The 14758-nt window shown below is 61.1% G+C and carries 6 protein-coding genes and 1 pseudogene; 4 read left to right on the top strand and 3 right to left on the bottom strand.

Features of this window, described 5'->3' with window-relative positions:
* Positions 1-180 precede the first annotated feature (180 nt).
* The 4 genes from FHT85_RS28665 (at position 181) to FHT85_RS28650 (ending at position 13157) form a co-directional block, all read left to right on the top strand.
* Positions 181-1131, top strand: coding sequence for a hypothetical protein (locus FHT85_RS28665; RefSeq protein ID WP_246780141.1), 951 nt, complete (start codon positions 181-183; stop codon positions 1129-1131).
* Positions 1132-1385: 254 nt separating this feature from the next.
* Positions 1386-3137 carry a ShlB/FhaC/HecB family hemolysin secretion/activation protein gene (locus tag FHT85_RS28660; RefSeq protein WP_246780140.1) on the top strand — a complete coding sequence of 584 codons (1752 nt, stop codon included), beginning with the start codon at positions 1386-1388 and terminating at the stop codon, positions 3135-3137.
* A gap of 10 nt (positions 3138-3147) precedes the next feature.
* Positions 3148-12531, top strand: a complete 9384-nt coding sequence (locus FHT85_RS28655) for an MBG domain-containing protein (RefSeq protein WP_183774655.1) — start codon at positions 3148-3150, stop codon at positions 12529-12531.
* Positions 12532-12623: 92 nt separating this feature from the next.
* The gene (locus FHT85_RS28650) at positions 12624-13157 is read left to right on the top strand and encodes an invasion associated locus B family protein (protein WP_183774653.1); all 534 of its coding nucleotides are present in this window, start codon (positions 12624-12626) and stop codon (positions 13155-13157) included.
* Between the two features lie 255 nt (positions 13158-13412).
* Here the strand turns inward: FHT85_RS28650 and FHT85_RS30740 are convergent, their stop codons facing one another.
* From FHT85_RS30740 to FHT85_RS28640, 3 genes and pseudogenes are all read right to left on the bottom strand, one after another.
* Positions 13413-13823, bottom strand: a complete 411-nt coding sequence (locus tag FHT85_RS30740; RefSeq protein ID WP_246780133.1) for a DMT family transporter — start codon at positions 13821-13823, stop codon at positions 13413-13415.
* 175 nt (positions 13824-13998) lie between these two features.
* Positions 13999-14391 (bottom strand): annotated as a pseudogene (locus FHT85_RS30735) (EamA family transporter); the annotation flags it as partial.
* A 7-nt stretch (positions 14392-14398) separates the two neighbouring features.
* Positions 14399-14677: an FCD domain-containing protein gene (locus tag FHT85_RS28640; protein ID WP_246780132.1), complete on the bottom strand. Its 279-nt coding sequence runs from the start codon at positions 14675-14677 to the stop codon at positions 14399-14401.
* Positions 14678-14758 lie beyond the last annotated feature (81 nt).

Raw genomic sequence — 14758 nt, 5'->3', positions numbered from 1 at the left:
ACGGGGGATCCGGCATTTATTTCTCATATTTTGATAATGTGAGAAGTTTTTTAATCGTCGCCAAAGAATTGCGGGTCGGCGCAGCGCTCCTGGTCAGCAAGTGGACCGGAACGATCTGACGAGGGCTTTTGGTGGTTTCGTTGGCGGATGCGCTAGCCGGAGATCGCATTCTTGGGGCAGATGATAGAATTTCCGGACGCATTTCCAGCTCTTGCAGGCGAGGGAACAAACGATCGGTCGTGGGGCAGCGTCAGCGACATGATTTCGCGCGTTGCCTTCCCGTCTGCGGCTTTTTTCCTGGCTTCGGCGATGTTCGAGGCTCATAAGCAATCACCACGAGCCGCAGCGCTGTTTGCAACACAGCAGCGTTGGCTCCTAAGCCATGCCGCAGTCGCCCACTTTTTTCACCCCATCGGCGATGTAGAGCCGGGTCTTAGCCGTAGAAGTCTCGGCCTTCTGGCAACCTTCCTTGGTCTCGCGAGCCGCAATACAGCCTATACCTTCTTTGATGAATCGATGAAGTATGGCGTCATTCAGGCGATCGACAGTCAGGTCGCTGGCCATCGTGGGCGGGCCAAACCATCGCCGGATTCCCTGTCTCTCCTGGCGCTCTGGTACAATCTGCATTTCCAGGCGCTCGATCTGCTCGATGACGGACAAAGATACGTGCAATTCTCCACGCGATGGGAGAGCCTGCTTCCGTCGATCCAGCCGGTCGTGGCGAATGCTCTCTTTTTCACTCCCGAAGTGCGCACGCCAGGACCGCTCTACAGGATCTTCAGCTGGATCGATTCGGGTGGCTGGGTGATGGATCGGCTGATCGCAGGCGTCGATAGGCAAAGCTTCCCGCAGCCGGAGCGATATCTTACGGATGTCAGCTCCATTGCATATCTGGCGCGAGCGACCGGTCTTTCTAGCGCGCATACCAGCCGCAAGATCTCGGAAGCTCAGGCGATTGGAGGACTTGGCTGGGCTGGGCGGCCGGGACATTCGCCGATGTGGATTTCGCGCGGCTTCTACGAGGAATATGCGGCGTTTCAGGCGCAAAAGCTGATCATCCTCGATGGCGCGCTCGCCAACGCTTTAAGCGGTGGGGCGGCGATTTCTCAAGGAGCCCGCAATTGCGAATAAGACGGCCTGTCTTCCTTGGCACCTGCCGACAATTGCCAGCGGAAAGTCCTCAAGATCTCCCAAGTCAAAAATGGATGCTGACCTCTGTAGCCAACTTTATTAGTCCTGCTGCGGGACGGGGTTGTGCTGGCAATTTTCGACCATTCCTTGCGGAGTTTCTTCCAACACGACCGCGTATGCTGAGATTGAGGTTCATTTTGACTTTCGGATACCGTTTTTTCCGATCCTTGGGACTGGCCGCGAGCGTTGCAGTGATGGCGCCGGCATGTCTTGCCTTTGCGCAGACGGCCTCGCAGGTGACGCCGCAGAGCTTCGAACCGCAGTTGCAGAAGCAGAACAGCGGCATCGTCATTCCCGAAGCGTCCGGCCCTGTCGCCCCCAAGGGGGCGGAGAAGCTCACCGTCCGACTGAAGGCCGTCAAGGTCGAAGGCGGGCTTCCAGGCTTTGCCGAGGATGAAGCGCGCGTGACGAAGAACTTGACCGTCGGTCCAGTGACGGCGGCCGCCCTCTTCGAAGCAGCCGGTCAGCTGGAGCGGGCCTATGGCGCTAAGGGATACGGCCTGGTGCGTGTGGTGTTGCCGGCACAGCGCCTGGTCGATGGCGCGACCTTGCGCATCGTCGTCATCAATGGCTTCGTCGAAAGCATCGACACCTCGCATCTTCCCGAGAATATCCGCGAACGCATTGCCAAGATGCTCTCGCCGCTGGTGGGCGAGAAGGGGATGTCCAACGATGAGATCGAGCGTCGGCTGCTTTTGGCCGGCGATCTGCCGGGCACGGTGCTGCGTTCGACGCTGTCGCGCGGCACGAAGCCCGGCGGCAGCGTGCTGACGATCGAGGCTCGCTACAAGCCGGTCACGGGCTTCATCTCGGGCGACAACAATTCCACCGACGCGCTCGGCAAATACAACACCGGCGTCGGTCTGGACTTCAATTCCGTGTTCGGCTTCGGCGAGCTCTTCTATCTGAGAGCCTCTGGTGCGCCGCGTTTCGGCGGTGACGAAGGCTATTTCACCGGCGCACCGCGCAACCGATCCTTGGCCGGCGGTGTAACCCTGCCGATCGGCATCGACGGGCTGACGCTGAACCTTGAAGCCACCGCCTCGCGCACGACGCCGGAGGCGAGCACATTCGGGCTGCAGTTCATGTCGGACTTCACCCGCTATTCGGCACGGCTTGCCTACCCGCTGATCCGCTCGCGCGAGTTCACGCTCAACCTCAATGGCGGCTTCGATGCGCAGGACGAAGAACTTCAGTTTCTCAATGGCGGAAGTGTCGCACTGTCGAAGGATCGGCTGCGCATCCTGCGCACAGGCGCGGATCTTTCCTGGTATGTATCCGGCGATGCGCTTGTCAGCGCCGGCCTGACCGGGTCTTTCGGCATCAATGGGCTTGGGGCACGCAGCGCGGCCGATGCCGATGGCAGCGGCACGCCCTTGTCACGCCAAGGCGCGGATGCCGATTTCCAGAAGGTCGAGGTCAATCTCGGCTATCGCCAGCCGATCGCCGAGCATCTGGTCTTCGATCTCCGCGCGAAGGCGCAGACCTCCTTCGGCCAACCGCTGCTCAATTCCGAGCAGATCGGCCTCGTCTCCTCCTCAGGCCTGTCGAGCTTCCCAACCGGCTCGATGCAGGGCGATTCAGGCTTCGTGCTGCGCGCCGAGGCGCAGTTCCCTTTCATTGCCAGCTTCACCTTGCCGTTCGGCTGGCCGGAATTCCCGGCGCAGCAGGGAACCAGTCTGCCGGATGGAACGACTACGGCCGGCGGCGTGGTGGTTTCGCCTTACCTGTTCGGCGCCTATGGCGGCGTCAAGCTCTACCAGCCGACGGCGCTGGAGAGTGGCGTCTCGCGCGGCGCGGCCTATGGCCTCGGCCTGCGGCTGGCTGCGGCCGAGCAGGCGAGCTTCAACAGCACCAACGTCAATCTTGAATACGGCCGTGTCGAGCACTTCGGCGATGGCTCCAACGACAACCGCTTCACCGTCTCGGCGGCGTTTCAGTTTTAGGATAGCAGCGATGACCCCACAGACGAACCGTCGGACGTTCAGCAATGGAGTGCTTTCGCACAGAACCCGGACGCACAAGGTCCGGCTCGTCGCGCTTCTGGCGTCGACGGCGCTTGCCCACGCGACGGTGGCGCCGGCTCAGTCACTGCCTTCAGGCGGGCAGGTGGCAGCGGGTAGTGCCACGATCGGGACGCCATCGGCCGGCGCCTTGACCATCAACCAGACGAGCGGCAGCGCCGTCGTCAATTGGCAGAGCTTCAATGTCGGCAAGGCCAATCGCGTCACCTTCGTCCAGCCCGATGCCAATGCCGCCATCCTCAATCGCGTGACCGGTGAGACAAGCTCGACCATATCAGGCCAGATCAATGCTAATGGCCAGGTCTATCTGATCAATCCGAACGGTATTGCGATCACCAGTTCAGGCACGGTCAAGGCAGGCGCCTTCGTCGCCTCGACGCTCGGCATCTCCGATGACGACTTCATGGGCGGCAAGAGGAGCTTTACTGGTAATGGCGCCTCGGCGCCGGTGACGAATGCCGGTGCGATCACCATCAATCGCGGCGGCTACATGGCGCTGATCGGCGGCACGGTCGCCAATGCCGGTGTCATCACCGTGCCGATGGGCAAGGCGGCCTTGGGATCCGGCGAACAGGCAACGCTTGATCTGTCCGGCGACGGTTTCCTGCAGGTGGCGGTGCCGACCAAGGCGGACGGCAGTGGGGCGTTGGTCGACAACAGCGGCAAGATCGCAGCCAGGGGCGGCACGGTGCAGCTCACCGCCGCCGCGGCCAAGGACATGGCGCGGCAGGCGGTCAACATGTCGGGCACGATCGAGGCCAACGGCGTTTCCGGCAAGAGCGGCGATATCACGCTCACCGGCGGCGACGGCGAAGTGGCGGTTTCGGGCACGCTCGATGCCGGCAATGCCGCCGGTAAGGGCGGCAAAGTCACCGTGACGGGTCGGTCGATCAAGCTTGCCTCCGCCAAGGTCAACGCGTCCGGCAAGACCGGCGGCGGTGCGGTCAATATCGGCGGCGAGCGTCAGGGGAAGGGCCTGCTGCAGCATGCCGAGACGCTTGATGTCGACGCCCATACTGTCATCAATGCCGATGCAGTCACCATGGGCACCGGCGGCGATGTCGTGCTGTGGTCGGACGACCTGACGAACTTTGCCGGCACGATCACGGCCAAGGGTGGCGCAATCTCGGGCAATGGCGGCGAGGCCGAGGTATCGGGCAAGGCGAAGCTTTCCTATACCGGTCTCACCGATCTGACGGCAGCGCATGGTTCCGTCGGCAATCTGCTTCTCGATCCCTACAATGTGACGATCTCGACGGAGACAGGCAGCAACACGGATGGCGGCTTTAACGCCACGGGCAACGACAGCATCATCAATGTCAACACTCTGACCAATGCGCTCGCGACCGCCAACGTCACGGTCACGACCGGATCGTCGTCGGATGCCACCAATCCGCAGGCCGGCACGATCACCGTCGCAGCGCCGATCAACTGGAGCGCGCTCACCACGCTGACGCTCGCGGCGGCATCGGACATCAACATCAACAGCGCGATCACGGCGAATGGCGGCCTCATTGTCTCTTCCGGCGGTACGATTTCTGCTCCGGCGGACGTCAATGTCGGCGCCTTCGTGCTGGCAGCGGGCAACTGGGTGCAGAACAGCGGAACGCTGCCCGCCTTCTCGGCCAAGGACTTCCGCATCACCGACGGCGCCTCGTTCCTGCGCGTCACCGGCGGCGATGGCACCAGCGCCACACCCTACACGGTCAGGGATGTCTATGGCCTGCAGGGCATCGGCTCATCCAGCGACTATCTCTCGGCCAAATGGAAGCTTGCAGGTGACATCGACGCCTCCGGCACCGCGATCTGGAATAATGGTGCGGGGTTCAATCCCATCGGCGATGGTAACATCACCTTTACAGGTCGTCTCGACGGCGCGAGCCATACGATCACCGGGCTGACCATAAACAGGCCAAATACCAACACCGTTGGCCTGTTCGGCATTATCGGCCAGGGCGGTGGGGTCTCTGGTCTTGGCCTGGTCAACGCCAATGTTTCGGGCCGATCGATGACCGGCGGGCTCGCGGGCTCGAACGCCGGCGGGATCGCCCAGTCCTATATCAGCGGCAGCGTTTCGGGGGCGACTCATACCGGCGGCCTCGTTGGTTACAATACAGGTGCAATCAACCTATCCTACGCTACTGCCTCGGTCGCAGGAGCCTCGAATGTTGGCGGCCTGCTCGGCATGAACTTCGGTACGATGAACCAGGTTTATGCATCCGGCGCGGTCTCAGGGATGTTCAATGTCGGTGGCCTTGTCGGTGGGAACAGCGGCACGGTCGTGGCGTCTTACTTCGATATGAGCACGACCCTGCAGTCTTCAGGTGTTGGTAGTGGTTCCACCTCCGGCATCAGCGGCTTGAACTCGGCGCAGGCGCGCAACGCGTCGAACTATTCGGGTTGGGATTTCACCACCGACTGGTACCAGTCCGGAGACCTGCGCCCGATTCTGCGTTCGGAAGCGGCGGCAGCCGACGCAAACGGCGTCGTCACCATCTCTAACCTGCACCAGCTTGCGCTGATGGGCGCGAACCTCGCCGGCACCTACAAACTCGCGGTCGATATCGACGCGAGCGCCGCGGTTGGCACAAATGCCGCCGATATCTGGCCGACCGGCGGCTGGGTGCCCGTCGGCGGCTACGGTGCTGCCTTTACCGGCAGCTTCGACGGCCAGGGCCACACGATTGCCGGCCTGACTGTCAACCGAGCGGCCAGTTTTCTCGGACTGTTCGGCAACGCGGCGGGGACCATCGAAAACATCGGACTGACTGGCGAGTTTATCAATGGCTACTCCTATACGGGCGGACTGGTCGGAAACAATACCGGCACGATCAGTAACGCTTACATGACCGGCACGGTCAACGGCATGCAATATGTCGGAGGGCTGACCGGCTGGAATTCCGGTTCGGTCAGCAACAGCTACGCCACCGCTGCCACCTCCGGCAGCCAGGATGTTGGCGGATTGGTCGGTCATAACCATGGATCGATCAGCAATAGTTACGCTACCGGTGCAATCCACGGCTCGAATACTTATGCCGGTGGTCTGGCCGGCTTCAATGACAGCACAATCAAATTTGCCTATGCCACTGGCTCCGTATCCGGCAATACATATGTTGGCGGACTGGTGGGCTATAATGATTCCGGAAGCTCTATAGACAATGCCTACGCCTCCGGCGCGGTTAGCGGGGGTGTCGCCGTCGGCGGCCTGGTAGGCCGAAATTACTTTAGCACGATCACCAACAGCTTCTGGGATGTCTCCACAACCGGCCGATCCAGTGGTTACGGCCAGTCCTTTTCGGGCACGTTTTCCGCAATCGGCCTACCGACCGAATATTTGCGAGACTCGGCCAACAACGCCACGAACTATGCTGGCTGGGATTTTACCAACATCTGGTATCAAGTCGGCGACATGCGGCCGATCCTGCGCTCTGAGGCGGCAACTGCCGATGCGACCGGTGTCATCACGATCACCAATCTGCACCAGCTTGCGCTGATAGGGACCAACCTTGGCGGAAGCTACAGGCTCGGCGCGGATATCGATGCCAGCGCTACGGCGGGCGCCAATGCGTCCGGCATCTGGGATTCGGCAAACAATAGTGCGGGCGGCGGTTGGCAGCCGATTGGTACTTTCACTGGCAGCCTGGACGGGGCGGCCCACACCATCAGCGGGCTGAGCTCCTATTTAGGAGGGCTGTTTGGAACCATCGGCACCAATGGTAGCGTGAACGATCTTTCACTCACTGCCGCCAACATAAAAAGCTACCTCACGCCGACGGCCATTCTTGCAAGCGCCAATGCCGGTTCCATCACATCCGTTTCGGTGAACGGCACCGTTACGGGCGCTTTAGGCGCGGCGGGCCTTGTCGGCAGCAACAGCGGCACGATTAGGTCGTCCTCGGCGAGCGGAATGGTGACCGGCAGTGGGGACCTCGGCGGACTGGTGGCCAGCAACAGTGGGACGATCTCGGACAGCAGCGCGTCTGGTTCCGTGACCGGAGACACATATGGCGGCTCCGAGGGGCGCGGCGGTCTGGTCGGTCGAAATAGCGGCACCATCTCCAATTCCTTCGCCACCGGGACCCTAAGCGACTTAAGCTATATCTCGTTGGGCGGTCTCGTTGGCATTAACACCGTGACGGGTGTGATCCGCCAGTCCTATGCAACTGGTGCCGTCAACGTTGCTGACGCCCCCAATGTAGGGGGGCTCGTGGGACTGAACGATGGAAGCATCGCGCAATCCTACGCGACAGGCGGCATTAGCGGATACAGCAACCAGTATGGAGGTGGCCTCGTGGGATATAACACGGGCCGCATCTCCCAATCCTATGCTCTGGGTTCCGTGACAGCCAACTATGCAGGTGGGCTGGTTGGATACAATGCCGCAACGGGCCAGATCAATGAGACCTATGCGGCAGTGTCGGCCAATCGTGGCGGCCTTGTGGCCTTCAACGATGGCACGATCAGCAACTCGTTCTGGGACACGACTGTTTCGGGTCGCCCTGCGGCCGTTGGATTGGGAAGCGGCACGATCACCGGCACATCTGGCCTCACCACGGCACAGATGGCCGATCCGTTTAAGTTCATCGACGGTGGCTGGGATTTTGCCTCGACCTGGGCGATGTCGAAGACTGGCGGCGTGCCGGTGCTGCGCAGCCTGACCACAGATCCAATCTACAATTACTATGCCCGTTTGAGCGGCAATACGTCGTCAACCTATGGCGATACTGCTTCGACTGGCGGCATAGCCGTTGACGGTGTCGGGGCCGGTAATGTCAGCCTCGGTTGGGGCAGCGCCATCGATGCCACGAGCAATGTCGGCACCTATGCCTATTCTGGCGCCAATGTGCTGGCGCTTACCTATTCCGCCGGATCGGCCGGCGACTACTACATCGATTATGGTTCGGGCAGCTTGACGATTTCGCAGCGCGTGCTGAGCCTTACCGGCAACCGGGTCTATGACGGCACCACCAATATCGACGCCGCCAATCTGTCGCTTGGCAATCTCGCCAATGGTGACACGCTGACGTTGATGGGCGCAGGCTCCATGACCGACAAGAATGCCGGTACCGGCAAGGCACTGTTATTCGGCTCGTTGTCGCTCGGCGACGACACCGGTCTGGCCTCGAACTACACGCTGATTGGCGGCGCCGGCACTGTCGATATCGCCAAGGCGACCATCTCCTCGATCACCGGTATCGCCGCAGACAGTAAGACCTATGACGGTACGGCGGCTGCGACGTTGAACACCTCGTCCGCCGGCTTCACCGGCCTGATCGGGAACGATGTCCTGACGGTGGCAACCGCCACCGCCGCCTTCTCCGACAAGAATGCGGCGACCGGCAAAACGGTCGGTATCACCGGGCTCTCGCTCGGCGGCGCGGATGCGGGCAACTATACGCTTGCCTCCAACACCGCGACGACCACGGCGGATATCGCCAAGGCGACGATCTCTGCGATTACCGGCATCGCCGCCGACAATAAGACCTATGATGGCAATACCAGCGTGACATTAAACACGTCGGGTGCGGGTTTCACCGGCATGATCTCCGGCGACGCCCTGACGGTCGCGACCTCGGCCGGCGCCTTCTCCGACAAGAATGCCGGCATAGGCAAGACGGTCAATATCTCCGGGCTGTCGCTCAGCGGCGCAGATGTCGGCAATTATACGCTGGCCTCGATCACGGCGACAACCACGGCTGATATCGCCAGGGCGGCGATCTCTGGCATTACCGGCATCACCGCCGGCAACAAGACCTATGACGGCACGACGGCCGCGACGCTGAACACCTCGGCCGCCGGCTTTACCGGCCTGATCGGGAGCGATGTCCTGACGGTGGCAACCGCCACCGGAGCCTTCACCGACAAGAATGCCGGCACCGGCAAGACGGTTGGCATCACCGGGCTCTCGCTCGGCGGCGCGGATGCGGGCAATTATGCGCTCGCTTCAAGCAGTGCGACGACGCTTGCCGATATCGCCAAGGCCTATGTGTTCTTCGGTGGCATCAGCGCCAGCACCAAGGTCTATGACGGCACGACGACGGCCACCGTCAATATCTCCACAGTGCCGGTCATCGGCACCGATGACATGCATGTTGCCTATACGAGCGCGAACTTCTCCGACAAGAGTGCCGGCAGCTTCAAGGCGGTTGCCGTCGATGGCCTTTACATAACCGGCGCAGATGCAAACAATTACCAACTTGGCATCACCAGCTACACCAGTCATGCCACGATAACTCCCGCCAGCATCACCTCGATCGGTGGCATAACCGCCGGCAACAAGACCTATGACGGCACGACCGACGCGACGCTGAACACCAACAACGCCATCTTCCACGGCTTGGTATCCGGCGATAATCTGACAGTCAGCACCGCGCTTGGCGCCTTTTCCAATGCCAATGCCGGTACCGGCAAAACGGTCGGCATCTCCGGACTGACGCTTGGCGGCGCGGATGCGCTGAACTACAGGCTGGATATAAACACGGCCACAGCGCTCGCCGATATCGGCCAGCGTGTCGTCAACCTCTCGGGCAGCCGTACCTATAACGGTTCGACGGATCTCGATGCCTCGATCTTCACGCTGTCGAACGTGGTCGGCGGCGAGACGCTGACGCTGTCCGGCACCGGCACCATGTCCGACAAGAATGCCGGCTCGGGCAAGGGCGTGACGCTTGCGTCGCTGGCTCTGGGTGATGGCACGAATGGCGGCCTTGCCTCGAACTACACGCTGGCGGGCGGCACGGACACGGTCGATATCGCCAGGGCTGTGGTCTCATCGATCGGCGGGATCACCGCCAACGGCAAGATCTATGACGGTACGACGGATGCGACGCTGAACACTGCGGGCGCTGTCTTCAACGGCATGGTGTCGGGCGACACGCTTTCGCTGGGCAACGGCTTCAGCGGCGCCTTTTCCGACAAGAATGCCGGCACGGGCAAGACGGTCACCATCTCCGGCCTGTCGCTCGCCGGCGCGGATGCCGGCAACTATACGCTTGCTTACAACACGGCCACGACACTTGCCGACATCGCCAAGCGCGCCATCACGGTCACGGCCGACGGCGCACACCGTACCTATGGCGATGCCAATCCGGGCTTCACCTATACCGTCGGCGGGAGCGGCCTCGTCAATGGCGATGCGCTTTCAGGGGCGCTGGCCACCTCCGCGACGACGGCGTCAGGGATCGGCAACTACGGCATCACGCTCGGCACGCTTACTAACTCGAACTACGACATCAGCTTTACCGGTGCCGCCCTGGCAATCAGCCCTCGGGCGCTGACGGTGACGGCGGACGCGAAATCGAAGACCTACGGCGATGCAAACCCAGCGCTGACCTATACCACCTCTGGCTTGGTCAACAACGACACACTCTCCGGATCGCTTGTGACTTCAGCAGGACAATATTCCGGCGTGGGCGGCTACGGGATCACTCTCGGCAGCCTCGGCAACGCCAATTACGCGATCACCTATAATGCGGCTAATCTGACGGTCACTCCGCGGGCGATGACGGTAACGGCGGATGCGAAGTCGAAGATCTACGGCGACGCAAACCCGGCGCTGAGCTACGCGACCTCGGGCCTCGTGAATAGCGACACGCTCTCCGGTTCGCTATCGACTTCGGCGGGGCAGTATTCGAATGTTGGCAGCTACGGGATCACTCTCGGCAGCCTTGGTAACGCCAATTACGCGATCACCTACAATGCGGCTAATCTGACGGTCACTCCGCGTGCGCTGACGGTAACGGCGGATGCGAAGTCGAAAACCTATGGCAATGCAAACCCAGCGCTGACTTATACAACCTCGAGCCTTGTCAATGGCGACATGCTCTCCGGATCGCTTTCGACGGCGGCTGGGCAATATTCGAATGTGGGCGGCTACGGGATCACTCTCGGTGGCCTCGGCAATGCCAATTACGCGATCAACTACAATGCCGCCAACCTGACAATCACCCCGCGCGCGCTAACCGTTACGGCGGATGCGATGTCGAGAGCCTATGGTGATGCCAATCCGGCGCTGACCTACGCGACCTCGGGCCTGGTCAACAACGACACGCTCTCGGGGTCGCTTTCGACGTCAGCAGGGCAATATTCCGATGTCGGCGCCTATGCGATTGCCCGGGGTACACTGGCCAATACAAACTACGCCATCAGCTATACGGGTGCCAACCTGACGGTCACCCCTCGGGCGCTGACAGTAACGGCGGACGCGCTGTCGAAGATCTATGGCGATGCCAATCCGACGCTGACCTATACCGCGACCGGCCTGGTCAATGGTGACACGCTGTCCGGATCACTCGCGACCACGGCGGGGCAATATGCCAATGTTGGCAGCTATGCCATCACCGGCTCGTTCTCGGCCTCAAACAATTACGCCCTGTCTTATGTTGGAGCTGACCTGAGTGTGAACCGACGCGCGATCACGGTGACGGCGGATACGCTGTCGAAGACCTATGGCGATGCAAACCCGGCGCTGACCTACACGGTCGGAGGAGCGGGCCTGGTCAATGGCGACACTCTCTCCGGATCGCTTTCGACCATGGCGGGGCAGTATTCCAACGTCGGTAGCTATGCCATCACCGGCTCGTTCTCGGCGTCAAACAATTACGCCCTGACTTATGTCGGAGCCAATCTCAGCGTGAACCAACGCGCGCTCACGGTGACGGCGGAAGCGAAGACGAAGACCTATGGCGATGCCAATCCGACACTGACCTATGCCGCGACAGGCCTGCTGAATGGCGACACGCTCTCCGGTTCGCTCTCGACCACGGCGGGGCAATATTCCGATGTCGGTGCCTACGCGATCACGCAAGGGTCGCTAGCCAACGCCAATTACACAATCAGCTACATGGGCTCAGACCTCACGGTGAACCAGCGTGCCATTACGGTTGCCGCCGACTCACTTAGCCGCCGCTATGGCCTCGCCAATCCGGCACTGACCTATATCGTCGGAGGTGCGGGTCTCGTCAACGGCGACAGGCTTTCGGGAGGGCTCGCCACGTCTGCAACCAGCCTTAGCGAGCCGGGTGCCTATGCGATCACCCAGGGCACGCTACTGGCGTCCGCCAATTATCGCATGAACTTCGTTCCAGGCGTGCTGACCGTGGGAAAGGCCGCCAACCCCGAACCAGGCACACAGGCAAGCTCCGTGATGCCGAGCTTCGATGCCGGCCGCTTTGCGCCGATCCGGCCGGTCTCCGATAGCGCCGAAACCGCGGATGGCAGCCACGACGTGATCACCGATCCACGCTTCGAGGGCACGTTCGTCTGCCTCGACAATGGCAACGGCTGCGTTTCGCTTGCGGGCCAGGCGACGCCGTAGCTACGACACACAGTCCGCCGGACGCTGGCCGTCCGGCGGACTGAGCCGTCACGCGCGGTCGGACCCCAACCATATGAAGGGAACCCATTCTAATGACGTCATCCCGCTATTTGCCGAAGGCTTCAGTGCTGGCGGCAATGCTCGCTCTCGTCGGCGGCACCGCGACCGCCGCCCCGCTGCCGGGCGGGGCCAGCTCACTGGTCGAGACATACGACGATTGGGGCGTTGTATGCCAGATGCAGGCCAACGCTCCATCCTGCCTCGCCCGACAGGTCCAAACCAGCAATCAGACGAAGCAGACCGTCCTGGCTGTCGAGATCGGCAAGGCAACTGACGGCAAGTTCCGGGGCACGCTGGTGCTACCGCTCGGACTGGCACTACCCCAGGGCGCTCAGTTGAAGGTCGACGATGCCCCTCTCGGCAACACTCTGTCGTTCTCGACCTGCCTGCCACAAGGCTGCCTCGTGCCGCTGACCTTCGAAGCAGACACGATTGCGAAGCTCAGAACCGGCAAGGCCCTCAACGTTACCGTTTCCGCTGCCAGCCCGGTCCAACCGCTGACCCTGGCTGTCTCCCTGAAGGGTCTTGCCGGCGCGCTCAATCGTATTGCCGACCTCACCAAATAGCGCTGTCAACCCCGATGGCTGAAAGCATGCGGAAGTCCGCAGGCATAGGAAGTCTGCTACTGCTGCCCGTGATAATCTCCAAAACGCCATCATGGATGTTGGTGCATGGAGATAAGGTCAGTCCAAATTGTATTGGCTTTCAATTGCTTGATTGAGGATCAGTGGTGCGGAGAATGTATGTCCTTGGTTCATACCCCTTCAAGGCGCCCGTTTACAAGAGCTCGGCCCAAGGGTGGGGCGGCTAATAAGCGAGGCTCATCTATAGAGCCGTGTTGTTCGACCGCTCTCGTAGGCTGTTGAGCGCTTCGAAGGTCGCGCAACGACGAGGAAGACGCCGAACAAGATGAGAGCCAGGCCGAGAAAGGCAGCCGTTTCCGGACGCTCTCCCAGTAATGTCCACCCCAGTGCGACGCCGACGATGGGATTGACGTAGGCGAAGGTCGAAGCGATCGCCGGATTGAAGGACTTGATCACCTTGATATAGGAGACCAGGCATATCGCCGATCCGAAAACGACCAAAAACAGGAAGGCTGCTATCTGGTGCGTTGTTAAACCGAATTGGGGAAGAAGTGGGACCGCTTGCACTTCGCCGACCGTCGTCAAGATGAGTGCGGCCGATAGCATCTGGATGCCCGCGGCGGTCGTGGGTGCCAGTCGGCCAAGCAATGGCTGCTGCAGGACTGAGCCGAGCGACCACGTCAGGCCGGCACAGGATCAGGGCGGTCCAGACAGCATAGCCTTGTTCAACGGAAGAAACCTCTGAAGACAGGGCTGGCGGCACGATGACGAAACCCAGCCCGATGATGCCCGCAAACAATCCCAGGATCATGGTGCGCGATGGAAGCGCCCTGTTCATGATGCTGGTGATCAACGTTGTCCAGACGGGGATCATCCCCATTGCCATCACGATGAAGCCGGAGGCGGCGTGACGCGACGCCAATGTCGCCAGCCCGTTTCCGGAAACCCACATCAACCCTCCAGTGACGCAACAGGTCAGCAGGTCCCTGATTCTGGTCTTCGATGGCAGATTGCCGGAGAAAAACGACAGGCCGATCAGCAGGATGCCTGCTATCCACATGCGCCAGGTCTGAAGCTGAAGGGGAGACAATGCGGGCGGGCCGCTCACGCATATCTTGACCGCCAGATAGGTGCTGCCCCACACGAGATAGACCACGGCGAGATGACCGCATCGATGCCAGCTGTTTTTTGGCGCGACTGCATCGGACACGCTCATGGACTACTCAATCCGCCCGCATGAATATTCGGGCGAGACCTTCCTTGACCGAGGATACGGCATCGGCGACGCTGATGCTGATATGATCGCGCATGATCCGTGAGGCGCGTTCCGCATCGCGGGCTGCCATGGCCTGTGCGATGTCGGTATGCTCCGTATAGGTCGTCGACAGTCTCCGGTGCTTCTCCACTTCGATCTGTCGGACAAAATGGATGCGTGTGTTGATCCCCTCGATCATGCGCGCAAGCTCCGGATTGCCGGACATCTTCGCGAGGTTCTGTTGCAAACTTCCTGGTTACTGGTGGCATGGCATTGATCTCCGGAAGTCGCGGAGATTGGCAATGTTCAAAGGTCGGCATTTCGAGCA

Source organism: Rhizobium sp. BK312 (assembly GCF_014193605.1).
GTDB lineage: Bacteria > Pseudomonadota > Alphaproteobacteria > Rhizobiales > Rhizobiaceae > Rhizobium.
The sequence above is the reverse complement of the archived record's forward strand: the minus strand, read 5'-3'. Positions and strand labels throughout refer to the sequence as shown.